Source organism: Streptomyces sp. NPDC087845 (assembly GCF_044742755.1).
Taxonomy (GTDB): domain Bacteria; phylum Actinomycetota; class Actinomycetes; order Streptomycetales; family Streptomycetaceae; genus Streptomyces.
The window spans coordinates 209101-235285 of the sequence record NZ_JBIUVC010000001.1 but is presented as its reverse complement, the minus strand read 5'-3'; the positions used below and the strand labels follow the sequence as shown (position 1 = coordinate 235285).

Annotated in this window: 20 protein-coding genes; 8 read left to right on the top strand and 12 right to left on the bottom strand. The window is 70.9% G+C overall.

The features are described from left to right. Positions 1 to 14 precede the first annotated feature (14 nt). Positions 15 to 2261, top strand: coding sequence for a transglycosylase domain-containing protein (locus ACIOMQ_RS01030; protein ID WP_362200151.1), 2247 nt, complete (start codon positions 15 to 17; stop codon positions 2259 to 2261). Between the two features lie 96 nt (positions 2262 to 2357). Here ACIOMQ_RS01030 and ACIOMQ_RS01025 read toward each other — a convergent pair whose 3' ends face one another. From ACIOMQ_RS01025 to ACIOMQ_RS01010, 4 genes are all read right to left on the bottom strand, one after another. Continuing rightward, a complete protein-coding gene (locus ACIOMQ_RS01025) occupies positions 2358 to 3827 on the bottom strand; it encodes a catalase (protein ID WP_402187471.1) in 1470 nt (489 codons plus the stop codon). A gap of 133 nt (positions 3828 to 3960) precedes the next feature. Next, positions 3961 to 5901 carry a SpoIIE family protein phosphatase gene (locus ACIOMQ_RS01020; protein ID WP_362200157.1) on the bottom strand — a complete coding sequence of 647 codons (1941 nt, stop codon included), beginning with the start codon at positions 5899 to 5901 and terminating at the stop codon, positions 3961 to 3963. Positions 5902 to 6272: 371 nt separating this feature from the next. Continuing rightward, entirely contained in the window at positions 6273 to 6968 is a 696-nt protein-coding gene (locus ACIOMQ_RS01015; protein WP_362200160.1) for a DUF402 domain-containing protein, read from the bottom strand. 44 nt (positions 6969 to 7012) lie between these two features. Further along, positions 7013 to 8437, bottom strand: a complete 1425-nt coding sequence (locus tag ACIOMQ_RS01010; RefSeq protein ID WP_401985443.1) for a class II fumarate hydratase — start codon at positions 8435 to 8437, stop codon at positions 7013 to 7015. 106 nt (positions 8438 to 8543) lie between these two features. Between ACIOMQ_RS01010 and ACIOMQ_RS01005 the strand changes: the two genes are divergently transcribed. After that, on the top strand, positions 8544 to 10073 hold the full coding sequence (locus ACIOMQ_RS01005; RefSeq protein WP_401261364.1) for a ricin-type beta-trefoil lectin domain protein: 1530 nt from the start codon (positions 8544 to 8546) through the stop codon (positions 10071 to 10073). 150 nt (positions 10074 to 10223) lie between these two features. Here ACIOMQ_RS01005 and ACIOMQ_RS01000 read toward each other — a convergent pair whose 3' ends face one another. Together ACIOMQ_RS01000 and ACIOMQ_RS00995 are read right to left on the bottom strand one after the other, a co-directional pair. Beyond that, positions 10224 to 11525, bottom strand: a complete 1302-nt coding sequence (locus ACIOMQ_RS01000; protein ID WP_362200169.1) for a M18 family aminopeptidase — start codon at positions 11523 to 11525, stop codon at positions 10224 to 10226. Between the two features lie 533 nt (positions 11526 to 12058). Continuing rightward, a complete protein-coding gene (locus tag ACIOMQ_RS00995) occupies positions 12059 to 13468 on the bottom strand; it encodes an MFS transporter (RefSeq protein ID WP_401985442.1) in 1410 nt (469 codons plus the stop codon). Between the two features lie 70 nt (positions 13469 to 13538). Between ACIOMQ_RS00995 and ACIOMQ_RS00990 the strand changes: the two genes are divergently transcribed. Next, on the top strand, positions 13539 to 14525 hold the full coding sequence (locus tag ACIOMQ_RS00990; RefSeq protein WP_402187469.1) for a LuxR C-terminal-related transcriptional regulator: 987 nt from the start codon (positions 13539 to 13541) through the stop codon (positions 14523 to 14525). 210 nt (positions 14526 to 14735) lie between these two features. On the opposite strand, the gene ACIOMQ_RS00985 is transcribed toward ACIOMQ_RS00990, so the two are convergent. Next, positions 14736 to 16403 carry a fumarate hydratase gene (locus ACIOMQ_RS00985; RefSeq protein ID WP_362200178.1) on the bottom strand — a complete coding sequence of 556 codons (1668 nt, stop codon included), beginning with the start codon at positions 16401 to 16403 and terminating at the stop codon, positions 14736 to 14738. 251 nt (positions 16404 to 16654) lie between these two features. Here ACIOMQ_RS00985 and ACIOMQ_RS00980 point away from each other — a divergent pair, with 251 nt between their 5' ends. Further along, on the top strand, positions 16655 to 17323 hold the full coding sequence (locus tag ACIOMQ_RS00980; RefSeq protein ID WP_362200181.1) for a DUF1707 domain-containing protein: 669 nt from the start codon (positions 16655 to 16657) through the stop codon (positions 17321 to 17323). Positions 17324 to 17509: 186 nt separating this feature from the next. After that, a complete protein-coding gene (locus ACIOMQ_RS00975; RefSeq protein ID WP_362200184.1) occupies positions 17510 to 17893 on the top strand; it encodes a WhiB family transcriptional regulator in 384 nt (127 codons plus the stop codon). 219 nt (positions 17894 to 18112) lie between these two features. On the opposite strand, the gene glpX is transcribed toward ACIOMQ_RS00975, so the two are convergent. Continuing rightward, positions 18113 to 19144 carry a class II fructose-bisphosphatase gene (gene glpX, locus ACIOMQ_RS00970; protein WP_389794188.1) on the bottom strand — a complete coding sequence of 344 codons (1032 nt, stop codon included), beginning with the start codon at positions 19142 to 19144 and terminating at the stop codon, positions 18113 to 18115. A 142-nt stretch (positions 19145 to 19286) separates the two neighbouring features. Here glpX and ACIOMQ_RS00965 point away from each other — a divergent pair, with 142 nt between their 5' ends. Continuing rightward, the gene (locus ACIOMQ_RS00965) at positions 19287 to 19805 is read left to right on the top strand and encodes a DUF4245 domain-containing protein (protein ID WP_362200191.1); all 519 of its coding nucleotides are present in this window, start codon (positions 19287 to 19289) and stop codon (positions 19803 to 19805) included. A gap of 138 nt (positions 19806 to 19943) precedes the next feature. On the opposite strand, the gene ACIOMQ_RS00960 is transcribed toward ACIOMQ_RS00965, so the two are convergent. The 4 genes from ACIOMQ_RS00960 to ACIOMQ_RS00945 form a co-directional block, all read right to left on the bottom strand. Next, on the bottom strand, positions 19944 to 20534 hold the full coding sequence (locus ACIOMQ_RS00960) for a malonic semialdehyde reductase (protein WP_402187463.1): 591 nt from the start codon (positions 20532 to 20534) through the stop codon (positions 19944 to 19946). Between the two features lie 460 nt (positions 20535 to 20994). Beyond that, complete coding sequence (locus ACIOMQ_RS00955; protein ID WP_362200197.1) at positions 20995 to 21261, bottom strand: exodeoxyribonuclease VII small subunit; 267 nt, start codon at positions 21259 to 21261, stop codon at positions 20995 to 20997. A 178-nt stretch (positions 21262 to 21439) separates the two neighbouring features. Beyond that, on the bottom strand, positions 21440 to 22651 hold the full coding sequence (xseA, locus tag ACIOMQ_RS00950) for an exodeoxyribonuclease VII large subunit (protein ID WP_362200199.1): 1212 nt from the start codon (positions 22649 to 22651) through the stop codon (positions 21440 to 21442). 246 nt (positions 22652 to 22897) lie between these two features. Beyond that, the gene (locus ACIOMQ_RS00945; RefSeq protein ID WP_402187460.1) at positions 22898 to 24298 is read right to left on the bottom strand and encodes an APC family permease; all 1401 of its coding nucleotides are present in this window, start codon (positions 24296 to 24298) and stop codon (positions 22898 to 22900) included. Positions 24299 to 24372: 74 nt separating this feature from the next. Here ACIOMQ_RS00945 and ACIOMQ_RS00940 point away from each other — a divergent pair, with 74 nt between their 5' ends. Then, on the top strand, positions 24373 to 25362 hold the full coding sequence (locus tag ACIOMQ_RS00940; RefSeq protein ID WP_389794195.1) for a 4-hydroxy-3-methylbut-2-enyl diphosphate reductase: 990 nt from the start codon (positions 24373 to 24375) through the stop codon (positions 25360 to 25362). 67 nt (positions 25363 to 25429) lie between these two features. Further along, complete coding sequence (ppgK, locus tag ACIOMQ_RS00935; RefSeq protein WP_362200208.1) at positions 25430 to 26170, top strand: polyphosphate--glucose phosphotransferase; 741 nt, start codon at positions 25430 to 25432, stop codon at positions 26168 to 26170. The last annotated feature ends 15 nt before the right edge of the window (positions 26171 to 26185 follow it).

Sequence of the window (26185 nt, the reverse complement as noted above, 5' to 3'; positions counted from 1 at the left end):
GGAGCAACACAGAGATGGGTCGAGCGGATGCGCGACGAGCCCAGCGGCGCGGGTCGCGGCGGGCTGCGAAGAGCGGCGGCATACGCAGACTCTTCACCTGGAAGAAGATGCTGGGCACGTTCTTCGGGTTCTGCCTGCTGATCATGGGCGCCTTCGTCGCGCTCTACATGTACGTGGACATCCCGAAGGCCAACGCCCTGGCCGAGCGGCAGAGCAACGTCTACCAGTACAGCGACGGCACCGTGCTGACCCGGACCGGTGACGGGGTCAACCGCCAGATCGTGGACCTGGCCGAGGTTCCCAAGGAGGTGCAGCACACCTTCGTCGCCGCCGAGAACAAGACGTTCTACCAGGACAAGGGCGTCGACCTGAAGGGCACCGCGCGCGGCATCCTCAGCACGCTCACCGGCAAGGGCAAGCAGGGTGGCTCGACCATCACCCAGCAGTACGTGAAGAACTACTACCTGACGCAGGACCCGACGATCAGCCGGAAGCTCAAGGAACTGGTGATCTCCCTCAAGGTCGACCAGAAGAAGGACAAGAGCTTCATCCTCGCCGGGTACATCAACACCGCCTACTACGGACGCGGTGCGAGCGGGATCCAGGCTGCGGCGCAGGCCTACTACGGCGTCGACGCCAAGGACCTCAACGTCTCCCAGGGTGCCTACCTGGCCGCGCTGCTCCAGGCTCCCAGCCAGTACGACTGGGCGATCGCGTCGCCGACCGGCAAGAAGCTCGTCAAGGACCGCTGGGGTTACACGCTCGACAACATGGTCGAGATGCACTGGCTCGACAAGTCCGAGCGCGACACCCTGAAGTTCCCCGTCCCGGACAAGCCCAAGCCCGCCCGCGGCATGGAGGGCCAGACCGGCTACCTCGTGGAGGCGGCCAACAAGGAGCTGGACAAGCAGGGCATCACCGGCGACATGCGGCAGGCCGGCGGCTGGACCTTCACCCTCAACATCGACAAGAAGCGCCAGAAGGAACTGGAGAAGGCGGTCGACCGCCAGCTGGAGTCCAAGCTGGACCGCAAGGACAGCAAGGTCGACGCGACCGTCCAGGCGGGCGCCACCTCGGTCGATCCGAAGACCGGTGCCGTCGTCGCGCTCTACGGCGGGGTGGACTACGTCAAGCACTACATATCCAACGCCACGCGCCAGGACTACCAGCCCGCCTCCACCTTCAAGCCGCTGGTGCTCGCCTCCGCGCTGGAGAACGAGTCGAAGACCCAGGGCGGCGACCTGATCGGCGTCAACACCCGCTACGACGGCACCAGCAAGCGGCCCGTGGTGGGCAGCGACACCCCGTTCGCCCCGCAGAACGAGGACAACGTCAGCTACGGCGACGTCACCGTGCAGAACGCGATGAACAAGTCGATCAACTCGGTCTTCGCGCAGATGGTGGTCGATGTCGGCCCGCCCGCGGTGAAGAAGACCGCGCTGGCCCTCGGCCTCCCCGACAAGAACTTCCCCGAGCGTCCCGCCATCACGCTCGGCACGATGAACGCCTCGACGTGGGACATGGCGGGGGCGTACGCCACCCTCGACAACCACGGCAAGAAGGTCACCCCGTTCATCGTGAAGTCCGCCAAGCACCGCGACCGGACGGTCGAGCCGGTCAAGGGCGTCGGCGGCCAGGTGATCAGCCGCAAGTCCGCCGACACCGTCACCTCCGTCCTGAAGGGCGTCGTGGAGAGCGGCTCCGGCAGCAAGGCGGCCAACGCCTCGGCGTACCAGGCGGCGGGCAAGACGGGTACGTCCGAGAACAACAAGTCGGCCTGGTTCGCCGCGTACACCCCGGACCTCACCACGGTGGTGGCGCTCTTCGGCGAATCCCCCAAGGAGGGCGGCGGCCAGGTCACCCTGACCGGTACCGCCAACTCCGGCCGGGCCAACGGTGGTGGCTTCCCGGCGGAGATCTGGGCGGACTACACCCTCGGCGCGCTGAACGGCGGTTCCGGGGCCCGGTTCGACCTCCAGGACGTCGAGCGCGGCGAGGTCACCCTGCCGAGCAGCCCGCCGGCGAGCACCTCGCCGTCGGAGACCCCCGACCCGGATCCGTCCCAGTCGTCCGGCTCGCCGGACCAGCGCCCGAGCACGCCCCCCAGCCCGCCGGCCAGCGAGTCCCCGGATCCGCCGGTCAGCGAGTCCCCGGATCCGCCGGTCAGCGAGTCCCCGGATCCGCCGGACGGCGGGGCGGACCCCGGGCGGCCGGGCAACAACGTCAACACCAACGGCAACGAGAATCCGCCGAGTCGATGAGCGTGTGAATCCATGAGCGCGTGACTCCGTGCGCGCACAGGAGAGGGGCGGTGCCGGCCGGCACCGCCCCTCTCCTGTGCGGCCGTCGCGACGGTGTCAGCCGCCGTTGACCTTCTTGGCGACCCGGTCGCCGAGGTCCTTGTCCACGTTGCGCCAGTACTGCAGCGCGCGCTCCAGGACCGGGGCGCTCACACCGTCGAGCAGATGGCCGGAAATGTTCGACACCAGCCGCTCGCGGGCCGCTTCGTCGAGGACCTTGCGCACCATGGTGCCCGCCTGGCCCCAGTCGTCGTCCTCGCGGTGCAGCTTGTACGCCTCGTGCACCATCTCGCCCGCCGTGGCCCAGCCCGCCGGGTCGCCGAAGCGCTGGGTGTCCGCCGCGGGACCGCCGTACGAGTTCGGTGCGTAGACCGCTCCCGTACGGGTCGGCTCGTACCGCATGGGGCCGTCCTTCGCGTACGAGTTCCGGCCGAACCGCGGACGGTTCGGGGGCAGCTGCGCGTAGTTCGGTCCGATCCGGTACCGGTGGGTGTCCGGGTACGAGAAGAGCCGTCCGAGCAGCATCTTGTCCGGCGACGGACCGATGCCGGGCACCAGGTTCGACGGCTCGAAGGATGCCTGCTCGATGTGGACGAAGAAGTCCTCGGGGTTCTCGTCGAGCGTCATCCGGCCGACTTCGATCTCCGGGTAGTCGCCGTGCGGCCACACCTTCGTGAGGTCGAACGGGTTGAACCGGTAGTCCGGCGCGTCGTCGAACGGCATGATCTGGACGTACAGCGTCCAGCTCGGGTGGTCGCCGCGCTTGATCGACTCGAAGAGGTCGCGGCGGTGCACGTCGCCGTCGAGGCCGGCCATCTCGTCCGCCTCGGCCTGCGGGTAGAAGTCGATGCCCTGGTCGGTCTTGAAGCGGTACTTGACCCAGAACCTCTCGCCGCCGGCATTCACCCACATGTAGGTGTGCGAGCTGTAGCCGTTCATGTGGCGGTACGTCCGCGGGATGCCCCGGTCGCCCATCAGCCACGTCACCATGTGCGCGGACTCGGGGGAGAGCGTCCAGAAGTCCCACTGCATGTCGTGGTCGCGCACCGCGCTGTCCGGCCGGCGCTTCTGCGAGCGGATGAAGTCCTGGAACTTCATCGGGTCGCGCACGAAGAAGACCGGCGTGTTGTTGCCGACCATGTCGTAGTTGCCGTGCTCGGTGTAGAACTTCAGGGCGAAACCACGGGGGTCGCGCCAGGTGTCGGGGGAGCCCTGTTCGCCGGCGACCGTGGAGAAGCGGGCGAGCATGGCGGTCTGCTTGCCCGGTTGGAAGAGGTCGGCCTTGGTGAACTGGCTGACGTCGTTGGTCACCTTGAAGAAGCCGTAGGCGCCGGAGCCCTTGGCGTGGACCACTCGTTCGGGGACCCGTTCACGGTTGAACTGGGCCATCTTCTCGATGAGGTAGTGGTCCTGGAGCAGGATCGGTCCGTCGGATCCGACAGTGAGCGAGTGTTCGTCGCTCTCCACCGGGATTCCGGCGTTGTTCGTGGTGTAGGGGGTGTTCCTGGTCTTCGATTCCTCGGGCACGAGCGTCCTCCCGTCGGTGGGGGTTTCGGTCAGGTCGTCTCGTTCACGACTGAAGTCAACTCCGCCGACAGGAGGTCGGCAACATTTGGCTACCGTCCGTGCAGGGCTCTTCCCCGTGCCCGGTCCGGGCCCCCTACTGGCCCCGGGTCGGCATCTCGAACCAGACCACCTTGCCCGTCGAAAGACGCGTCGCCCCCCACCGCCGGGCCAGCCGGTTCACGAGGAACAGGCCGCGGCCGCCCTCGTCCATGTCCCGGGCCCGGCGCTGCCGGGGCAGCTGCGGAGCGTCGTCACCGACCTCGCAGCGCAGCGTGTCGGTGCGCAGCAGCCGCAGCGTCACCGGCCGCTCCGCATAGCGCACGGCATTGGTCACCACCTCGCTGACCAGCAGCTCCACCGAGTCGGAGAGATCGTCGAGCCCCCAGCGGCTCAGTGCCCGGCGGGCCAGCCTGCGGGCCCGTCCCGGGGCGGTCTCCTCCGGTTCGAGGTGCCAGTACGCGACATCGCTCGGCGCGATCCCGTCGAACCGGGCGGCGAGCAGCGCGATGTCGTCGTCCCGGTCGCCGGGACCGAGCATGTCCAGGACGTCGTCGCACAATGCCTCCAGCGGCGGCGAGTGGTCCGGGCCGGTCAGCCGGGCGGTGGTGGCGAGCCGTTCGCGCAGCTGCTCGATCCCGGTCCAGACGTCCCGCAGCCGGGACTCCACCAGACCGTCGGTGTACAGCAGCAGCGTGGCGCCCGCGGGCGCGTCCAGTTCGACGGCCTCGAAGTCCACCCCGCCGACGCCGATCGGGGCACCGGGCGGTACCCGCAGCACCTCCGCGCGGCCGCCCAGGTGGAGCAGGACGGGCGGCGGGTGCCCGGCGTTGGCGATCGTGATGCGGTGCGCGACCGGGTCGTACACCGCGTACAGGCACGTCGCCATGCGGTCGCTGCCGAGCCGCTGCGCCTGCTCGTCGAGGTGGTGCAGTACCTCCTGCGGCGGCAGGTCGAGACCGGCCAGGGTCTGCGCCGTGGTGCGCAGCTGGCCCATGATCGCCGCCGACGTCATGGAGTGGCCCATGACGTCCCCGACGACGAGGGCGACCCTGCTGCCGGGCAGCGGGATCGCGTCGTACCAGTCGCCGCCGACCCGGGCCGTCTCGGCGGCCGGAAGGTAGCGGGAGGCAAGCCGGACACCGGTCGGCTGGGGCAGCGAGTCGGGCAGCATGGTGCGCTGGAGCTCGTCGGCGATGTACGCCTCGCGCCCGTACAGCACGGCCTTGTCGATGCCCAGCGCGGTGTGCGTCGCCAGCTGGGCCGCGACCAGCAGGTCATTGGCCTCGAAGGGCGGCCGCTCGGTCCCGCGCAGGAAGACGGCGGCGCCGATCACCCGCCGCCGGCCGCGCAGCGGGGCGAGGATCGCCCGGTGCCCGGTGGGTACGGTCCGGCCGGAGCCGAGCAGTTCGGGCAGTGCGGCACGGGCCGCCGCGGAGTCCCCGAAAACGGGCCGCACCCCGCGCAGCACCTCGGCGAGCGCGCCGCCCGAGCGGACCTCGCACAGCTCGGCCGCGGGCGGCAGGTCGCCGTGCGGATCGATGGCGGGCAGCCGCAGGCGCTCGATCTCCGACGAGGTCTCGGTCTCCTCCTCGTTCAGCCGCAGCCGGTCCGACCGGCGCAGCCGCAGCACGAACGGGGAGACCGGCCGCTCGTCACCGACCGGGAGCGGATCGCGGAGGTAGACCAGTATGGCGTCGGAGAACGTCGGCACGCTGGCCCGGCACAGGCCCAGCACGATCTCGTCGAGGTCTATGCCGCGGGCGATCCGCCGGGTGGCGGCCCCCACGAAACGCAGCCGGTCGCCCTCGCGACGGGCCGCGGCCTGGGGGTCGAGTCCTGCGGGGCCGGGGTTCACCGCGGAAGCGGCGGGAGCCGCCGGATTCGCCCCGGCGCCCGGCGCCGTGGCGGGTCCGGGGATCGCGGCGGTGGCAGGGGAAGCAGCCGGCGCGGCATCCTGCTGCCGCGGCCGGGTGCGTTCCTGCGACCGGGCGGCGAGAGGCTGCCGGCCTTCGTGGGAGGTGGGATGCTCCGTCACGCGTGGGGTTCCGTCCGTCCGGGCCGGTTGTATGAGGCAATCACCTCGTGGGGCGCCACTGTGCCCCGGCAAGAGCGGTGATAACAACGGCTGTCACCGGATGCCCCCGAAAGAGGGGCCGAAACCGGATGCCCGCAGGGTGGTTCGCCGACAACGTTTCCGGTGACGGGGCGGGCGACAGCGAGCACGTCTCCACCCCCTCGTAGTGGCTCATGCGATTCATCCGACTGATGTGGCTCGTCCAGCTCATGCAGTGCGTGGTGCTCGTGCGGTGACTTGCGGTCAGGTCCGGTGCCGCGTCCGCCGGTTGGGGCGGTGCGGCGCTCCGGAGGGCGATCCTACGTTTGCCCCCCTGGGGTGCATCAAGGGTCTCACGATGCCATGGGGGAGGGGGTACGGTCCCAGTCATCCGGGAGGGTGGGGACGCGCCAGTGCGGATCGGGCCGCCAGTCCTCCCAGCCGTCCCGGAACGGCGTTCCCCACGCCCGGATCACCTCGACGGCCGCGCGGCCCGCCTCCCGCACCCGCCCGGCGGTCCGCGGGGTCAGCAGACCGACCCGCTGCGCCTGGGCGAACTCGTCCTCGTCGTGCCAGACCCAGCTGCGGTCCGGGCGGACGGAGATGTCGAGAAAGTGGTCCTCGGAGTCCACGCCGCCCGCCCAGCGGGTGCGCGGCTCCTCCAGGTTCACGTACCAGTTGCGGAACGTCCAGCCGGCCCCCCAGAACAGCCACACCGACCAGGGTTCACCAGGACGGGCGAGCTTCAGCACGCCGTTGCCGAGCCAGCGCGAGCGGGCGGTGGTGCGCGGGGCGGTGTAGCGGGTGGCGAGCGGCTCGTCGTGCACCTCGGTGCCGTTCGCCAGCACCGGCTTCACGCACTCGGTGCCGGGCGCCACCCACACGGCGAGCAACTCGTCGGTGTCCTGCACGACGGTGACGGGGCGACAGATGTGCACCGGGGCCGGGGCGGGGTCCCGCGCCCCCTCGGGCAGCGGGCCGTTGCCGCGGTAGCGCCACAGGATCTGATCGCCCGGCGCCCAGTGCTCGATGTACTCCATACCTGCCATGGGCAGATCTTAGAGATGCCGCGGCCCCCTCGCTGCGATGCGTGTCACGGGCGGGTCATACGCAGCACGTCCAGCGCCTCGTCGAGCTGCTCCACCGTGAGATCGCCGCGCTCGACGTATCCCGAGTCCAGCACCACCTCGCGGATCGTCCGGCGCTCGGCCAGGGACTTCTTGGCGACCTTCGCCGCCTCCTCGTAGCCGATGTACTTGTTCAGCGGGGTGACGACGGACGGCGAGGACTCCGCGTACTCCCTGGCCCGCTCCGCGTTCGCCGTGATGCCGTCCACCGTGCGGTCCGCGAGCAGCCGGGAGGCGTTGGCCAGCAGCCGTACCGACTCCAGCAGGTTCTTCGCGATGACCGGCAGCATCACATTCAGTTCGAAGTTGCCCGCCGCGCCCGCGACGGCGACCGTCGCGTCGTTCCCCATCACCTGGGCCGCCACCATCAGGACGGCCTCGGGAATGACCGGATTCACCTTGCCCGGCATGATCGACGAGCCGGGCTGGAGGTCGGGGAGGTTGATCTCGGCCAGGCCGGTGCGCGGCCCGGACGCCATCCAGCGCAGATCGTTGGAGATCTTGGTGAGCGAGACGGCGAGGGTGCGGAGCTGGCCGGACGTCTCCACGAGCCCGTCCCGCGCGCCCTGCGCCTCGAAGTGGTCCCTGGCCTCGGTGAGCGGCAGGCCGGTGGCGCGGGCGACCTCGGCGATGACGGCGGCGGAGAAGCCGGGCGGGGTGTTGATGCCGGTGCCGACGGCCGTGCCGCCCAGCGGCAGCTCGGCGAGGCGGGGGAGGGAGGCGCGCAGCCGCTCGACCCCGTACCTGATCTGCGCCGCGTAGCCGCCGAACTCCTGGCCCAGGGTGACGGGCGTGGCGTCCATCAGATGCGTACGGCCCGACTTCACGACCGTCGCGAACTCGGCGGACTTGCGCTCCAGCGCGGCGGCCAGGTGGTCCAGTGCCGGGATCAGGTCGCCGGTTACGGCGGCGGTGGCGGCGATGTGGATGGAGGACGGGAAGACGTCGTTGGACGACTGGGAGGCGTTGACGTGGTCGTTGGGATGGACCTCGCGGCCCAGGCGTTCGGTGGCGAGGGTGGCCACGACCTCATTGGTGTTCATGTTGGACGAGGTGCCGGACCCGGTCTGGAAGACGTCGATCGGGAAGTGGGCGTCCCAGCGGCCCCCGGCGACCTCGTCGGCAGCCTCCTGGACGGCCAGGGCGATGTCCGGGTCGAGCACCCCCAGTTCGGCGTTCACCTTGGCCGCGGCCGCCTTGATCCGGGCCAGGGCCTCGATGTGGGCCCGCTCCAGGCGCTGCCCGGAGATCGGGAAGTTCTCCACCGCGCGCTGCGTCTGGGCCCGCCACCTGGCGTTCGCGGGCACCCTCACCTCGCCCATCGAATCGTGCTCGATGCGGAAATCCGTGCTGTCCGCTGGGGTCTGAGCGGTGGCCTGTGCGTCGTCCATGGGGTTCAACCTCCTGAAAAAGTTGAGCACTTGTCTCGTTCTGTGTATTCCCAAGTTGCCTACCGACCAGTAAATACCGGGGGTAACCACAACCCGGGGAGGCGCAATGAGGCGCACCAGGCACAGACTTCGCAGTACGGTCGCGGCCGCCGCGGCCATGGCGGCGGCATGCGGCGGCATGGCGGCCGCCGCAGGGCCGGCGGGCGCGGCGGACCGGTCCGGTACCACCACTACCGCATCCACCCCCCTGTCGCCCGAGCTGGAGGCCATCCGCGCCGCCGAAGCCACCCAGCTGTACGGCGACCCGGCCGAGCGCCCGCTCGCCGACCGAAAGACCGGGCTGATCTCGCTCGGCGACAGCGAGATCTCCGGCGAGGGCGTCGGCACGTACGAGGCGGGCACCAACGGCCCCGACAACTGGTGCCACCGCTCGCCCGACTCCGCCATCCACCGCACCGGCATCCCGGCCGACGTCACGTACAACGTCTCCTGCTCCGGCGCGTACACCGGCAACATCGTGATCGGCGGCTCGAAGCAGTACGCCGACGAACTCGTGCAGAGCGACAACCTCGCCATCAAGGCACGCAACACCCGCATCAAGATGGTCGTGCTGGTCGCCGGCGCCAATGACGACCTCCAGTTCGGCCCGGTCATGACGGACTGCGTCCAGCGCTGGGTGCTCTCCCAGGGGACCTGTCAGCCGAAGTACGACGGCGGCTGGCAGGCGCGCGTCGACGGACTCGTCCCCAAGGTCGAGAAGACGGTGCGCGATCTGAAGACCGTCATGTCCGACGCCGGATACACCAACAGCGACTACAAGCTCGTGGTCATGGGCTACCCGAGCCCCATCGGTCCGGACTTCTACGACAACCCGGACTTCCCCGGCAAGCTTCCCGGCGGCTGCGCCGGCTACGACTCCGACGCCGCCTGGGGCCGCAACGTCGCCGTTCCCGCCTTCGAACGCGGTATGCGCAAGGCCGCAGCCGAATCGGGGGCCGTCTACCTCGACAACTCCCGGCTCTTCCACGGCCACGAGGTCTGCAGCGAGTCCACCTGGGCCCGCGGCCTCTACATCGACCTGTCGCACTTCCCGCCGGACTCCAACTCCGTCCGGCAGTCCTTCCACCCGAACGCGCGGGGCCACGGTGCCTTCGCGTCCTGCCTGACCCAGATCTACAACTCGAACCTGCGCGAGGCGAGCTGCGCCGACCCGGCGAGCACCGGGCAGCCGGTGCTGCAGGCCGCGGCGTGGGACGACGTCTTCAAGCCCCTGAAGAACGAGGCCACGGGCACCTGCGTGGACGTTCCCGCCTCGGTGACCCGCAACGACACCGAGATCGGCGGCTGGGACTGCCACGGCGGCCGCAACCAGGGCTGGTGGTACGACTCCGGCACGAGGAACCTCCGTACGGAGCTGAGCCACGACCGGTGCCTCGACGTGCCGGGCGCCGACTACAAGGCGGGCGCCACGCTCATCCTGTGGAACTGCTCCGGCGCGGCCAACCAGCAGTTCGTCAAGCAGTCGGGCACCGTGCGTCCGGCGGCCTCGACCGGGCTGTGCCTCACACTCGCGGCGGCCAAGGACCCGCTGAAGCTGCAGACCTGCGACGGCGGCGCGAAGCAGCGGTTCGCGTAACCACGTCCCGCGGCGTTCGCGCGACCGCGTCCTGCGGCGGGGGAGGGGCGGGCCGGCCCCGGCCCGGGTGGCCCGTACCGCCCCGCCCCTCCCTCGCCGCACCGGGCGCGGCGGCCCGGACTGCCCCGTCCCGCCGCCCCGGCCGGTGCGTCAGCCGGACGTCATGAACGCGCCCAGGACAGCGGCCAGATGACCGGGGTCCGCGGCCCCGCACAGCTCACGCGCCGAGTGCATGGACAGTCCCGGCACCCCCACGTCGACCGTCGCGACACCCAGCCGGGCCGCGGTGAGCGGTCCGATCGATGTGCCGCACGGCATCGCGTTGTTGGAGACGAACGGCTGCCACGGCGCCCCCGCCCGCTCGCACGCCGCCGCGAACACCGCCATGCCGGTGCTGTCGGTGGCGTACCGCTGATTGGCGTTGACCTTGACCGTGGGACCGCCGTTGGGCAGCGGATGGTGGCCCGGGTCGTGGCGTTCCGCGTAGTTGGGGTGGACCGCGTGTGCCATGTCGGCGGAGACGCAGAAGGCACCGGACAGGGCGCGGGACCAGTCCTCGGAGCTGCCGCCGCGCGCGGCGACCGAGCGGCCGAGGACGCGTTCCAGCAGCGGGCTCTGCGCACCGGTGTCCGAGCCGCTGCCGACCTCCTCGTGGTCGAAGGCCGCCACGACGGGGATGTACGAGGGCTCCTCGGCCGCGGTCGCCGCGGCCACCAGGGCCGTGACGCCCGCGTGCACCGACACCAGGTTGTCCAGCCGTGCGGACACCACGAACTCCTGGTCCGCGCCGAGATAACCGGGCGGCTGGACGTCATGGAGCATCAGGTCCCAGCCGAGGACGTCGCCCCGCTCCACCTCCGCGGCCGCCGCGACCCGGCGCAGCAGCGCGCCCTCCTCGGGCGCCCCGAGCGCCCACAGCGGGGCGAGATGGCGCTGCCGGTCCAGGGCGAGCCCCTCATTGACCGTGCGGTCCAGGTGGATGGCCAACTGGGGCACCCGCAGCAGCGGTTCGTCGATCTGGACGAGCCGGGACTCGACGCCCCCGCCCGGACCGCGCAGCGCGAGCCGTCCGGAGATGCCCAGATCGCGGTCGAGCCAGGTGTTCAGCGGAACGCCGCCGTAGACCTCCACGGCGATCTGCCGCCAGCCCGCGGACCCGGTGTCGGGGGTGGGCTTGACCCGGAGGTTCGGGGAGTCGGTGTGGCAGCCGACGATCCGGAACGGGGTGTGGGCGGGGGCGCCCTCGGGGACGTACCAGGCGATCAGGGCGCCGCCGCGGGCGACGAAGCCGCCGCCGGTCGTGCCCGTCCAGTCGTCCGTGCCGTGCAGTTCACGGAAGCCGGCCTTCTCCAGGCGCTGGGCGGCGATCGCCACCGCGTGGTACGGGGAAGGGCTGGCCCTGATGAACGACAGCAGGTCGTCGGCGTGGCTGCGGTGGGGAAGCGGCGTCATACGGCGTCCGCCTTTCCGATGTTCGACGGTGAGCGAGTGAGGGTTTTCGAGGTGTGGGGGGTGACGGCCGATTCCTGGATTCCCCCGGGCTGTTTCCCGCGTCGGGGAGTACTTCAGGAGCGTTCGACAATCCACCGCAGCGGCCCGGCACGGTGCAAGTCCGCGGCGCGGCCCGCTGCGTGAAAGCTGCGGTGCCGGATCGGCCGCCGCGGCGTCGGGGGCCGAGGCGGCGGAGGTGTACGGGGTCCGTACCGAGGGCGTCCAGGAAAGGCGTTCCGGAGGGTGTGGACGCGCGGCACCCCGTTCCGGGACACCGCCCGCCGCCCGCCGCCCGCCGCCCGCCGCCCACTGCCCGCGCCCGCCGTCCGTCCCCGTCCTCCCGCCGCGCCGGACGCCCGCGGCCCGGACCGTACGCGGGCCGTGGGCCCCCGGCGCCGACCGCGCATCCGCGCCGGGCGCACCCGTACGGGGCCGGGCGGGCGGTCGCGCCCGGACCGGCTGAAGATTGGCTGAATACCGCCGTAGGCGAACCCTCACGGCATCTGCCCGTCGCGAGCGGTGCCGGAGCGGGGAGCGGGGACGCGATCACCTCTGCGCAACCCCGCCACCCGGATCAGGAACATCACGGCGACCACGATGGCCACCCCGTGCGACCAGGCGACCACGGTCAGCGGCCGGTAGCTGTCGAGCGCCGCCGCGACCAGGATCATGCCGACGCCGAAGCCGAGGTTCTCGACGGTCGCGGAGAGCCCGAAGGCGTGACCGCGCAGCTCGGCGGGGAGCGTCTGCAGATGCGAGGTGTACGAGACCTCGGTGAGCCCGTCGGCCGCGCCCGCGACCAGCGCGATCACGGCGGTCGCCGCCGACGGGAACCCGGCGAACGCCAGGATGAAGGCCCCGGACATCAGACAGGTGCCGTACCCGAAACCCGCTGCGCCCACCGCCCGGCCGGTGCGCTTGGCGTACCGCTGGATCAGTTGCTGGGCGACGACGTTGCCCAGCGCCCACAGACACCAGAACGCGCTGACGAACACGGCGGGGTGCGAGGTGTCGAGCCCGGCGGAGTAGACCGGCAGCGCGGCGTTGTGCGAGGACGAACCGAAGGCGTCCACGCACCGCAGCACCACCATCAGACCGAGACCGGGCGCGGCGGCCGACGCGAGGAACGCGCCCGGCACCCGCCACCGCCGCGCCCCGGCGCCGCTCCCCCCGGCCGTCCCGGTCCCGGCCTTCCCCTTCCCCTTCCGCGTCCCCGCGCTCGTACGCCCGTCGGAATCCCTCTCCGATTCCGGCCGGGCGCCCTTCCCCCTGCCACCGCCCGCGATCGGCAGCAGAGCCACCGTCACGGCGCAGACCGCGAAGGTGACCATGTCCACCACGAACGCGGCGGTGTAGCCGACGAGTGAGACCACCACGCCCGCCGAGGCGAAACCGGCCACCATGGCCAGTGAACGCCCGGTGATGGAGAGGGAGTTCGCCCACGAGCGGCGGTCGTCGCCGACCATCTCGGGAATGGAACTGCGCAGCGACACCATGAAAAGCGTTCCGCACGAGCCGACCACCACGGAAACGGCCATCAGCGCGGCCGTCCGCATCCCCTGCGGCGCGAAGACCAGCGACAGCATCACCGCCGCCTGCGCCACATTCGTCCACAGCATGAGGCTCTTGGCCGTGAAACGGGCGAGAAGGCCACCGGCGGCCAGTCCGGCGACAAATCCGGACGCCAGGCGCACGGCCATGAACAGGCCCATCGCGAGCGCTCTGCCCGTCGTCTCGTAGACGAACAGATTGAGCGCCACCATATTCAGGAAGGTGCCGTACGAAGAGAGCGAGTATCCGGCGACGAGAATCCGAAATCGGTGCTCGCCGCGCGCGGTCCGCGCCGGATCGGCGTCCGGTGCGCGTTCCGGCCGCTCGCCCGCCTGTTCGATGTCGTGCGTCACTGGCTCATACTCACCGAGCGGCCGCGCTCGCCCGTGGCCTTCGGATTGCACGAATGTAATCTGCATGGTTGTGAAGGACGATCATTCCGGCCCACGGGCGTGTGATTGCCGCGAATCGTCACCGGAACGCGCCTGTGGCACGGCCCTCGCGGTCTATCGGCGTGCGCTCACGGAAGGCAGCCTTCCGGCGAGCGACGTGCCCCGCTGCCTGAGCGCCCTTCACCTGGTGATGGAGGACCGCGACTCGCCCGGGTATCTGATCCCCGTGCCGCCCGAGACCGCCTCGTTCGACGCGCTCGGACCCATCGAGGAGGCGATCGCCCGGCAGCGTCGCACGCTGCGTTCGGCCCGTGCCGCGCTGGCCGTGTTCGAGGGCCTGTACGCCGATGTGCACCGGCTCGAACAGCCCGCCCTCGCCCGGCTCTCCGGCGCGGCCGTGATCGGCAAGGCGCTCGAAGCCGGCGTCGCCGGCTGTCGCGAGGAGGTCCGCACCGCCCACCCCGGCGGGGGCCGTCCCGCGCACACACTGGAGGAGTCGCTCCCCCGGGACCTGCGCAATCTGCGGCGGGGCATCCGGCAGCGGACGATCTATCAGCACACTGTCCGCTCGGACCGTACGACGCTCGCCTACATCGAGCAGGTGACCACCGAGGGCGCCGAGGTCAGGACACTCGCCGAGATCGTCGACCGGATCATCGTCTTCGACCGGAACCTCGCGTTCGTCCCCTACTCCGACGAGCCGCACAGTGCCCTGCGCATCCAGCACCCGCCCCTGATCCGTTTCCTGGTCCGCCACTTCGACGAGGCCTGGGCCCGCGCGGTCCCGGTCCGCCCGGAACGCGTACCGCTGCGCACCCCGGTCGTCACCTCCGACCTGCAACGGACCATCCTGCAGGCGGTCGTGGACGGCGAGACCGACGATTCGATCGCCCGCAGGCTCGGCATGAGCCGCCGCAGCGTCGCCGAACACGTGCGGAGGGTCTCCGAACAGCTGGGCAGCAACAGCCGCGCCCAACTCGGCTATCTGGTCGCGACGTCGGGGCTGCTGGAGGTGTGATCACGGGGGGAGCCGGAGCCGCGGGGGAGCCGGAGCCGCGAGGGCGCTCCGGCCGGCGTGAACGGCCCGCGGGGGCGCCGGAGCCGCGCGGCGAGAAACGGCCCGCGCGGGGGCGCTCCGGCGGGCGTGAACGGCCCGCGGGGCGCCCCGGCCGGTGCGATACGGCCGGAACGCCCCTGCGGGAAGGCGACTCGGATGTGCCTCAACCTGTCAGGCGAGACCCGGGCCCCGTACCGGAATGCTGGTGAACGTCGGTGCCGGGGCGGGCTCGGTGAAGAAGTCGTTGCCCTTGTCGTCGACGACGACGAACGCGGGGAAGTCCTCGACCTCGATCCGCCACACCGCTTCCATGCCGAGCTCCTCGTACTCGATGACCTCGACCTTCTTGATGCAGTCCTGCGCGAGACGCGCCGCCGGACCGCCGATCGAGCCCAGGTAGAAACCGCCGTGGGCGTCGCACGCGTCGGTGACCTGCTGGGACCGGTTGCCCTTGGCGAGCATCACCTTCGAGCCGCCGGCCGCCTGGAACTGCGCGACGTAGCTGTCCATGCGGCCGGCCGTCGTCGGACCGAAGGAGCCGGAGGCGTACCCCTCGGGCGTCTTCGCCGGGCCCGCGTAGTAGACCGGGTGGTCCTTCAGGTACTGCGGCATCTCCTCGCCCGCGTCCAGCCGCTCCTTGATCTTGGCGTGCGCGATGTCGCGCGCCACGACCAGCGGGCCGGTCAGCGAGAGCCGGGTCTTCACGGGGTACTTGGTCAGCTCGGCGAGGATCTCGTCCATCGGCCGGTTGAGGTCGATCTCCACGACGTCACCCGCCTCGTCGAGGTGCTCGTCGGTGGTGTCCGGCAGGAAGCGCGCCGGGTCCTTCTCCAGCTGCTCCAGGAAGACGCCTTCGGCGGTGATCTTCGCGGTGGCCTGCCGGTCCGCCGAGCAGGAGACGGCGATGGCCACGGGCAGCGAGGCGCCGTGGCGGGGGAGGCGGACGACACGCACGTCGTGGCAGAAGTACTTGCCGCCGAACTGGGCGCCGATGCCGATCTTCTGCGTCAGCTCGAAGACCTTCTCCTCCAGCTCCTTGTCCCGGAAGCCGTGCCCCGTGGGGGAGCCCTCGGCGGGCAGCTCGTCCAGGTAGTGCGCGGAGGCGTACTTCGCGGTCTTCAGCGCGAACTCGGCCGACGTACCGCCGACGACGATCGCCAGGTGGTACGGCGGGCAGGCGGCCGTACCCAGCGAACGGATCCTGGCCTCCAGGAACTTCATCATCGAGGCCTCGTTCAGCACGGCCTTCGTCTCCTGGAAGAGGAACGACTTGTTGGCCGAGCCGCCGCCCTTCGCCATGAAGAGGAACTTGTACGCGCCGCCGTCCGTGGCGTACAGCTCGACCTGCGCCGGAAGATTCGAGCCTGTGTTCTTCTCCTCCCACATGGTGAGCGGAGCCATCTGCGAATAGCGGAGGTTGAGCTTGGTGTACGCGTCGAAGACGCCGTGCGACAGGGCCTCTTCGTCACCGCCCTCGGTGAGTACGTTCTGCCCGCGCTTTCCCATGACGATCGCGGTGCCGGTGTCCTGGCACATCGGCAGGACACCCGCGGCGGCGATGTTCGCGTTCTTCAGCAGGTCGAGCGCGACGAACTTGTCGTTGGACGATGCCTCGGGGTCGTCCACGATCCGCCGCAGCTGCGCCAGGTGGGCGGGGCGCAGGTAGTGGGAGATGTCGTGCATGGCCTCGGCGGCCAGCGTGCGCAGCGCCTCCGGGGAGACCTTGAGGAACGTACGACCGTCGGCCTCGAAGGTGGAGACACCCTCGGAGGTCACCAGACGGTAGGGAGTGGTGTCCTCTCCCAGAGGGAGCAGATCGGAGTACGCAAACTCTGGCATTACGGCCATTCCTCACTCGGCAGACAGCGGCTGGCCTCCCTTGGACAGCGCATCCACCAGGGTAGAACGCCCCGCGGGTACCGAGGTTGTGAGGTAAGGCTCAGTCGGGCGTCCGCGTGGCGGCGGCGCGGGTGCGGCGTGAGGGCGACACGAGGGCGAGACGGGTGCGGCGCGGCGGTGGCACGGGGGCGACACGGCGGGGGTGGGGCGGGGGCTAGTCGCGATCTATCGCGTTTGGGTACCCTGGGCCGGTGGACCTCGAAAAGCACCCCCAGCAGCCCGTAGCCCCGGCGGAGCCGGCCGGTATCCGCGCCTCCGACGCGGACCGCGACCGGATCGCGGACATCCTGCGCGAGGCCATGGCCGAGGGCCGGCTCACCGCCGAGGAGCACGCCGAGCGGGTCGACGCGGTCTACCGCGCCAAGACCGTCGGTGAACTCGAACCGCTGGTACGGGATCTGCCCGCACCGTCGGGCGCCTCGCGCCCGGCCGCCGCGACCGCCATGGGCGCGTCCGGCCAGGAGGGCCCGACGGGCCCCGCCGAGAACCTGGTGGCGATCTTCAGCAGCTCCACCCGCAGGGGGCGTTGGCGGGTCGGCGGCCGTACGAACGCCTTCGCGCTCTTCGGCGGTGTGGAGATCGATCTGACCGAGGCGCTTTTCGGTCAGAGGCTCACGGTGATCAACGCGACGTCCATCTTCGGGAGCATCGAGATCAAGGTCCCCGAGAACATCTCCCTGCGCGGCAGCGGCACCGGCGTCTTCGGCAATTTCGAAGTCGCCACGCTGGAATCCGTCGACCCCGAAGCGCCCGTGGTCGTCGTCAATGGCTATTCGGTGTTCGGCAGCGTCGAGGCGAAGCCCAAGCGCGGGAAGTTCATCGCGGACCTCCAGGACCGGCTGCGTAAATACCTCGGCTAGGAGCCACGCGTTCCACCTCGCTTCTCCACGGCTTCGAACTCCTTCGAAAACAAGCCATATTTCTGACCAACGGCAATTCCGCGGCCCGGAACCGGAAGCACTCAGTGCATAGGCGTACGCACAGCGGGTAGGGAGTGCTGCATCGTCTCTCGCTCGCGAAGCCGAAGCCGTCGTCAGGAGTAGACCGTGCTGCAACTGCCGCATCAGCCCCTGCAGGTCGCCGCCGTCCCTCCCCAGCGCACCCCTGCTCGGGAGGACCAGGCCGGCCCCTGGCACTCGGAGGCGGTGTGCCGCCGGGACGAGGCCGGGCTGTTCTTCGCCCCGTCGAAGGAGCCGACTGCTGCCAGACTCGCGCGCGAGGAGTCCGCGAAGCGGGTCTGCGCGCGCTGTCCGGTGATGGTCGAATGTCAGGAACACGCCCTCATACAGCCGGAGCCGTACGGGGTGTGGGGCGGCCTCACCGCCGCCGAACGCCGCGTGGTGCTCGCCCGGCGCAGACGGCGCGAGATGGAGCTCAAGGCATCATCCGCGTCCTCCGGCGCGGCGGGCCGGATCGCGGCGGCGGGCTGACCGGCCGGGGTCTCGGCACCCCGGGCGGGCGCCGGGATGCCGAACCGGCCGCTCCGTGTCCGTGCGTGCCGGTACGGGTCCGTCTGGGCCCGTACGTTTCTGTGCGTTTCCGTACGCGCCCGTACGTTTCCATGCGCGCCCGTACCGCGCGAAGAGGCGCCCCCACCGCACACGGGGGCGCCTCTTCGCTTTCCTCTCCCCGGACCCCGGGGACGGGAGTTACTTCGCGCGGTCGAAGTCGATCGCGCTGTAGGCGCGCAGCTTCGACAGCCGGTGCGTCGAGTCGATCTTCCGGATGGTGCCGGACTTGGACCGCATGACGATCGACTCGGTGGTCGCCGTCTCCGCGCGGTACCGCACGCCGCGCATCAGTTCGCCGTCCGTGATGCCGGTCGCGACGAAGAACACGTTGTCGCCGCTGACCAGGTCGTCGGTGGACAGCACCCGGTCCAGGTCGTGCCCGGCGTCCAGTGCGCGCTGCCGCTCGGCCTCGTCCTTCGGCCAGAGCTTGCCCTGGATGACACCGCCGAGGCACTTTATGGCGCAGGCCGAGATGATGCCCTCGGGGGTGCCGCCGATGCCCATCAGCAGGTCGACGCCGGTCCCTTCGCGGGCGGCCATGATCGAACCCGCGACGTCGCCGTCGGAGATGAACTTGATCCGGGCGCCGGTCTCCCGGATCTCCTTGACGATGCCGTCGTGGCGGGGGCGGTCGAGGACGACGACGGTGACGTCCTCGGGGGCGGAGTTCTTCGCCCTCGCGACACGGCGGATGTTCACCGAGACGGGCGCGTTGATGTCGACGAATTCGGCGGCCTCGGGCCCGGTGACCAGCTTGTCCATGTAGAAGACAGCGGACGGGTCGAACATGGCGCCGCGGTCGGCGGCGGCCAGCACGGCGATCGCGTTCGGCATGCCCTTGGCGTTCAGGGTCGTGCCGTCGATCGGGTCCACGGCGATGTCGACCTCGGGGCCGGTGCCGTCGCCGACGCGCTCGCCGTTGAACAGCATGGGGGCTTCGTCCTTCTCACCCTCGCCGATGACGACGACGCCGTTCATCGAGACGGTGGAGACGAGGGTGCGCATGGCCTTCACGGCGGCGCCGTCGGCGCCGATCTTGTCGCCACGGCCGACCCAGCGCCCCGCTGCCATGGCGGCGGCTTCGGTGACCCGGACCAACTCCAGGGCGAGGTTGCGGTCGGGGGCCTCCGGGGAGACCTCAAGCTGAGACGGCAGATGATGCTCGGACATCGGAGCGCACCTTTCTGTACGACGACGACCGGAAGAGGGTGCTGTGACTCTATCGTCAGGTCGACAAAATGAGCAGACCGGGTCACTTATGAGCGGCTGCCCCCCGAATCGGACCCAGCGGGTCTGATGCGACCATGGACCCGTGGCTAGCAAGCGAGGCAAGCAGACGGTGCGGGACATGTTCCTGTCGATGGCGGTGATCTCCGCCGCGGCGGGGGTTGTTTACATCTTCGTTCCGCACGACGAGAACGCCAACCCGGTCAAGCCGGTCGACTACCGGGTGGAGCTGCTGACGGCGCGGCGCGCGGCGCCCTATCCGGTGGTCGCACCGGACGGACTGGCCAAGGACTGGAAGCCGACCTCGGTCAGTTACGACCGCAAGGCCGACAACAGCTGGCATCTGGGCTTCCTCGACCCGGAGGGCAAGTACGTCGCGGTGGAGCAGTCCACCTCCCCGGCGAAGAAGTACGTGACGGAGGTCAGCCAGGACGCCAGGGACACCGGGCGTACGCAGCAGGTCGCGGGCGAGACCTGGCAGCACTGGAAGGGCGAGAAGTACGACGCCCTCGTGCGCCAGGACAAGGGTGCGACCACGGTGGTCACGGGTTCCGCCTCGCCGGAGCGGCTGGCGGAGATGGCGGCCGCGCTCAAGTCGTCCTGACGCCGGGTGTGGGTGACGCCGTGCGGCGACGTACGGGGAAGCGGAGAAGGCGACGTACGGGGAAGCGGGGAAACGGAGAAGGCCCTGGAGCACGGCGGTGTGCCGTTCCAGGGCCTTCTCCGTGCGCGCGGAGACGAATCAGACGGTCGTGACGACCTCGTCGTAGGCGAGGCGCGGCAGACGCGGGAACCAGGCGTCCTCGCCCGGCTTGCCGATGTTGACAACCATCAGCACCTTGTGGTCGCCGTCCAGGAACTCCTTCTCGATGCCCGCGGCGTCGTAGCCCGTCATCGGGCCGGCGGCCAGGCCGGCGGCGCGGACACCGATGATGAAGTACGCGGCCTGCAGCGCGCCGTTGAGCGCGGCGGACGACTCGCGGACCGGGCGCTCGGAGAAGAACGCGTCCTTGGCCTGCGGGAAGTGCGGCATCAGGGCCGGGAGCTCCTCGTGGAACTCGTTGTCCGCGACCAGGATGGCGACCAGCGGGGCGGTCGAGGTCTTGGGCCGGTTGCCCTCGGCCATGTGCTTGACGAGGCGCTCGCGGCCCTCGTCGGAGCGGACCAGGACGACGCGCAGCGGCGACTGGTTGAACGCGGTGGGGCCGTACTTGACCAGGTCGTAGATCGCCTGGACCTGCTCCTCGGTCACCGGCTCGTCGGTGAAGGTGTTGGCGGTGCGGGCCTCGCGGAAGAGGAGGTTCTGGGCGGCGGGGTCAAGAGCGAGCGGCATCGTGCGTATTACCTTCCGGGCATACAGGGGATCAAGCAACGACGATCACCGTACGGGAGAGGTTGGTTAACTTTCAACTAAAACTGGGCCGGAGTGATCCGTTCCACAGTGCGACCTCGTGCGCCGACGCGAGCCGTTTGCACCTGGCGCGGACCTTCTCGCGCCGTCGCGGACAGGCTCCGCGCCCCGCCAGGACCGCCGCAGCGGGCATGTGGGGGACACGGGCGCCGTCCGAGACCGGGCACGTGGTCCGGCACGGGCGCCGTCAGCGGCCCGGCGTCCCGCCGTGACCGGGCGTCCTGCCGCGACCTGCTCCCCCGCCGTGACCGGGCGTTCCGCCGCGACCGGGCGTCTCGCTGTGACCGGAGGTTGCGCCGCGACCTGTCCTCCCGCCGCGATCTGGCGTCTCGCCGCGACCGGGCGGCTCACCGTGGCGGTCTCGGCGACATCCAGGGAAGTCTCAGCCGTTGTCGGCCGCCGGGCCGCCGCCGTTCTCCGCCGGGTCGGCAGGCCCCGCCAGGGCCGCGTCCAGCCGTGCGCGCGCGCCTTCGAGCCAGTGCCGGCAGACCTTCGCCAGCTCCTCGCCCCGCTCCCACAGCGCGAGGGACTCCTCCAGCGTCGTACCGCCCGCCTCCAGGCGGCGCACCACCTCGATCAGCTCGTCACGTGCCTGCTCGTAGCCGAGCGTGCCCGTGGCACCAGCCGCCGTGGTCCCGTCGTCCGTCATGCGCTCCACCCTACGTTCCGCCCCGCCAGGAGCCTTCGATCTCGTCCGTCGTCACTGTCGGCCCCGCGCTCCGGGCCCGTCCGCCCGCGCGCGGCGCTTCCGGGTACGCAAGCCCCGCGCAGAGAACCCCCGTGCGCCGGACCGCCGCGCCGCGAACCCCCGCTCCCCGAACTCCCGCTCATTCGCTCACCCGCACCGCGAACTCGCCCCCCGAGACCCGCGCACGGAGCACATCGCCCGTCGCCCCGGCGTCCGCGGGAGCCCGCACCACGTGGCCGTCCGCCCGTTGCAGCACGGCGTATCCGCGCTCCAGGGTCGCCGCGGGCGACAGCGCGACCACCCGCGCCCGGGTGTGGGCGAGCTCCGAGTCCGCCCGGTCCAGCAGGTGACCCAGTACCCGCCGCCCCCGCCCGATCAGCGCGTCGATCTCCGACGCCCGCTCGTCCACCATGCGCAGGGGGCGCTCCATCGAGGGCCGGCCCAGCGCATGCGCCAGCCCACGCTCCTCCCGGTCCAGCAGCCCCCGTACGGTCCGCAGCGCGCGGTCCCGCAGCTGCTGCACCCGGTCCAGCTCCTCGCCCACATCGGGCACGACCTTCTTCGCCGCGTCCGTCGGCGTGGAGGCGCGCAGGTCCGCGACCAGGTCGAGCAGGGGGGAGTCGGGCTCATGGCCGATCGCCGACACCACCGGTGTACGGCACGCGGCGACCGTACGGATCAGCTGCTCGTCCGAGAACGGCAGCAGATCCTCCACGCTGCCGCCACCCCGCGCCACGACGATCACGTCGACCTCCGGGAGGTCGTCCAGCTCCTTCACGGCCTGGACCACCTGATTCACCGCGTGCACCCCCTGCACCGCGGTGTTGCGCACCTCGAACCGCACCGCGGGCCACCGCCGCCGCGCGTTCTCCAGGACGTCGCGCTCGGCTGCCGAGGCCCGCCCGCAGACGAGTCCGATCAGCTGCGGCAGGAACGGCAGCGGCTTCTTCCGGTCGAGCGCGAAGAGCCCCTCCGAGGCCAGCGACTTCTTCAGCCGCTCAAGGCGGACCAGCAGCTCACCGATGCCGACCGGCCGTATCTCCGTGGCCCGCAGGGACAGCTGACCGCGGGGCGCGTACCACTCGGGCTTGGCGAGGACGACGACCCGCGCCCCCTCCGTCACCACATCCGCGATCCGGTCGAAGACCTGGCGGAAGCACGTCACGCTCACCGAGATGTCCTGCGACGGGTCGCGCAGCGTCAGGAACACCACACCGGCGCCCGGCCGCCGCGACAGCTGGGTGATCTGCCCCTCGACCCAGACCGCCCCGAGCCGGTCGATCCATCCCCCGATGAGCCGCGACACATCACCGACGGGCAGCGGAGCTTCCGCGGACGTTTGGAGAGCCATGCGAGCGAGCGTATCCGCCCCCACCGACAATCAGCCGTCGCGGAGAAGCCAAGCCCGAATCCCGCGCCCGCGACCCGCGCCCGCGCCCGAAACCCGCGCCCACGCCGACGCCCGCGTCCGAAAGCCCCCACGGCTGAACGCCACTCCGCGCTCCGGCTCTCCCCACGCTCCCGCTCTCCCGCCGCAAGCCGTGCGTCCGTCCCAGGCCGTGCGTCCGTCCCCCAAGCCGTGCGCCGCTCTCCCGCCTCAGGCCGTGCGTCGCCCCCACTGCAACGCGAGCACCACCAGCCCCACCCCCAGCCAGCACACCCCCACCACCTGAGCGCTCGCGGTCGCCTCCACGATCACCGCGATCAGCACGCCCGCGCCCACCACCGGCACCAGCACATGCCGCCACCAGCTCGGCGGTCCCTCCATCCGGCGTACGGCGAACCAGCCGACCACCGACGCGTGCAGCAGCACGAACGCCGTCAGCGCACCGATGTCGACGACCGAGACCAGACGGTCGAGACCGTCGGCGCGCCGGGCCGCCCACACCGCCGCCACCAGCGTCACCACGGCGGCCAGCAGGATCGCGAGCCGCGGCACCCCGGACCGCGGATCGACCTTGGAGAGCAGCGCGGGCAGCCGCCGCTCCCTGGCCATCGCGAACAGCAGCCGCCCCGCGGCGGCCTGCCCGGCAAGCGCCGCGAAGGCCGCCCCGATCGCCTTGCTGACCGCCACCAGATCGTGCAGCCAGGTCCCGACCGCGGAGTCCACCGTGTAGTAGAACGCCGACCCCTGCGCGGCCGGATCGGCGGCCAGCTCCGCCGACGTCATCGGTTCCAGCAGCGCCGCCAGATACCCCTGCGCCACGAACAGCGCACCCGCGAGCACCAGGCAGAACAGCACCGCCCGCGCCACTTTCGACGGGCCTCCCGTCACCTCCTCCGCGAACGAGGCGATCGCGTCGAAGCCCAGATACGACAGCACGGCCACCGACACCGCTCCCAGCACCGCCGACGCGGAGAAGCCGGAATCACCGGTGAACGGAGTCAGCCAGCCGCGCTGCGCCCCGTCCCGTACGAGAACCACCACCGCCGACACCAGGAACACCAGCAGCACCACGATCTCCATCGCGAGCACCGCGAAGCCGACGCGGGCGGCGGCCCGCACACCCCAGAGATTGAGGAACGTGGTGACGACGACCGCCAGCGCCGTCCACACCCACGGCGACACCGACGGCACGAGCGCGTGGAGCGCGATGCCGGAGAAGAGATAGGCGACCGCCGGGATCAGCAGGTAGTCGAGCATCGCCATCCATCCGGCGACGAACCCCGGCCCCTCGCCGAGCCCCTTGCGCGCGTACGCGAAGACCGAGCCCGCCAGCGGGGCGACGCGCACCATCTGGGCGTAACTGAAGGCCGTGAACGCCATCACGACGGTCGCCGCGACATAGACCAGCGCGACCGCGCCGCCCGCTTTCGCGTCGAGCGCGCCGAAGATGCCGACGGGCGCCATCGGCGCGATGAAGAGGAGCCCGTAGACCACCAGATCCCGGAAGCCGAGCGTCCGCCGCAGCCTGCCCTCCTCCTGGTGCGCCGCCTCCCGCGCCCCGCTACCCCCGCCGCTGCCCCCGTTGCCGCTGCCGCTGCCGGTCCCCGACATGAGCCCTCCGTCGATCGCGTACGGATCAGTCTCGCGACCCCGCCGATCCTCCGCGCGTCCGACGCGGCCTTACGATGGGGCGCATGACTGCTACGACACCCCGCCGCGTCCTGCTCGCCGCTCCCCGTGGCTACTGCGCGGGCGTGGACCGTGCCGTGATCGCCGTGGAGAAAGCCCTGGAGCAGTACGGCTCCCCGGTGTACGTGCGCCATGAGATCGTCCACAACAAGTACGTCGTACAGACCCTGGAGAAGAAGGGCGCGATCTTCGTCGAGGACACGGCGGAGGTCCCCGAGGGCTCGATCGTGATGTTCTCCGCGCACGGCGTCGCGCCGACCGTGCACGAGGAGGCGGCCGAGCGGAAGCTCGCCACGATCGACGCGACCTGCCCCCTGGTCACCAAGGTCCACAAGGAAGCCGTCCGCTTCGCGCAGGAGGACTTCGACATCCTCCTGATCGGCCACGAGGGCCACGAGGAGGTCATCGGCACCTCCGGCGAGGCCCCCGACCACATCACGCTGGTCGACGGCCCCGAGGATGTCGCGGGCGTCGAGGTGCGCGACCCGTCGAAGGTCGTCTGGCTCTCCCAGACCACGCTCTCCGTCGACGAGACGATGGAGACGGTCGGCGCGCTCAAGGAGAAGTTCCCGCTGCTGATCTCGCCGCCCAGCGACGACATCTGCTACGCCACGCAGAACCGCCAGATCGCCGTGAAGCAGATGGGCACGGACGCCGACCTCGTGATCGTCGTCGGCTCCAAGAACTCCTCCAACTCCGTCCGCCTGGTCGAGGTCGCCCTCGGCGCCGGCGCCGGTGACGCCCATTTGGTCGACTTCGCCGACGAGATCGACGAGGCCTGGCTGGAGGGTGTCTCCACGGTCGGCGTCACCTCGGGCGCCTCCGTTCCCGAGGTCCTGGTCGACGGCGTCCTGGCATGGCTCTCGGAGCGCGGTTTCGAGGACGTGGAGATCGTCAAGGCGGCCGAGGAGTCCATCACGTTCTCGCTTCCCAAGGAACTCCGCCGCGACCTGCGTGCCGAGGCCGCGACGCTCATGGAGAAGTGACGGCCGTACGACGGCGGCCTCCCGTTCCGGGAAGTGGGCCGGGCCACCTGCCCGTACCGTGGATTGCATGCAGATCTTCGGCGTGGACATCGGCGGATCCGGGATCAAGGGCGCTCCCGTGGACCTGGACCGCGGAGACCTGGCGCAGGAGCGCCACAAAGTACTGACACCGCACCCGGCCACGCCCAAGGACGTGGCCGGGTGCGTGGCCGAGGTGGTCGGTCACTTCGACTGGTCGGGCCCGGTGGGCATCACCTTCCCGGGCGTCGTCACCAGCGGCTGCACCCGTACCGCGGCCAATGTCGACAAGTCCTGGATCGACACGGACGCCCGCGGACTGCTCGGGGACAGGCTCGGCCTCCCCGTCACCGTCCTGAACGACGCGGACGCGGCGGGCATCGCGGAGATGGCGTTCGGCGCCGGGCGCGGCCGCAAGGGGACGGTGATCGTGCTGACGCTCGGTACGGGGATCGGCAGCGCCCTCTTCACCGACGGCAAGCTCGTCCCCAACACCGAGCTGGGCCATCTGGAGCTGAGCGGCCACGACGCCGAGAAGCACGCCTCCACCAAGGCCAAGGAGGACGAGGCGCTGAGCTGGCACCACTGGGCGCACCGGCTGCAGAAGTACCTGGCCCATGTGGAGATGCTGTTCTCGCCCGAACTCTTCATCATCGGCGGCGGAGTCAGCCGCAAGGCCGACAAGTTCCTGCCGCTGATCGAGCACGTACGGGCCGAGATGGTGCCGGCGGAGCTGCAGAACAACGCGGGCATCGTGGGAGCGGCGATGGCGGCGGCGGACAAGGCGTAGGGCCGTGTGGCCCCG

Coding starts and splice junctions, on each gene's coding strand:
- ACIOMQ_RS01000 (WP_362200169.1), bottom strand. CDS start 11,525: ATGACGCCGCTTCCCCACCGCAGCCACGCCGACGACCTGCTGTCGTTC.
- ppgK (WP_362200208.1), top strand. CDS start 25,430: ATGCAGATCTTCGGCGTGGACATCGGCGGATCCGGGATCAAGGGCGCT.
- ACIOMQ_RS00955 (WP_362200197.1), bottom strand. CDS start 21,261: ATGACGGACGACGGGACCACGGCGGCTGGTGCCACGGGCACGCTCGGC.
- ACIOMQ_RS01015 (WP_362200160.1), bottom strand. CDS start 6,968: ATGGCAGGTATGGAGTACATCGAGCACTGGGCGCCGGGCGATCAGATC.
- ACIOMQ_RS00940 (WP_389794195.1), top strand. CDS start 24,373: ATGGGGCGCATGACTGCTACGACACCCCGCCGCGTCCTGCTCGCCGCT.
- ACIOMQ_RS00945 (WP_402187460.1), bottom strand. CDS start 24,298: ATGTCGGGGACCGGCAGCGGCAGCGGCAACGGGGGCAGCGGCGGGGGT.
- ACIOMQ_RS01030 (WP_362200151.1), top strand. CDS start 15: ATGGGTCGAGCGGATGCGCGACGAGCCCAGCGGCGCGGGTCGCGGCGG.
- glpX (WP_389794188.1), bottom strand. CDS start 19,144: ATGTCCGAGCATCATCTGCCGTCTCAGCTTGAGGTCTCCCCGGAGGCC.
- ACIOMQ_RS00960 (WP_402187463.1), bottom strand. CDS start 20,534: ATGCCGCTCGCTCTTGACCCCGCCGCCCAGAACCTCCTCTTCCGCGAG.
- ACIOMQ_RS01010 (WP_401985443.1), bottom strand. CDS start 8,437: ATGGACGACGCACAGGCCACCGCTCAGACCCCAGCGGACAGCACGGAT.
- ACIOMQ_RS01005 (WP_401261364.1), top strand. CDS start 8,544: ATGAGGCGCACCAGGCACAGACTTCGCAGTACGGTCGCGGCCGCCGCG.
- xseA (WP_362200199.1), bottom strand. CDS start 22,651: ATGGCTCTCCAAACGTCCGCGGAAGCTCCGCTGCCCGTCGGTGATGTG.
- ACIOMQ_RS00985 (WP_362200178.1), bottom strand. CDS start 16,403: ATGCCAGAGTTTGCGTACTCCGATCTGCTCCCTCTGGGAGAGGACACC.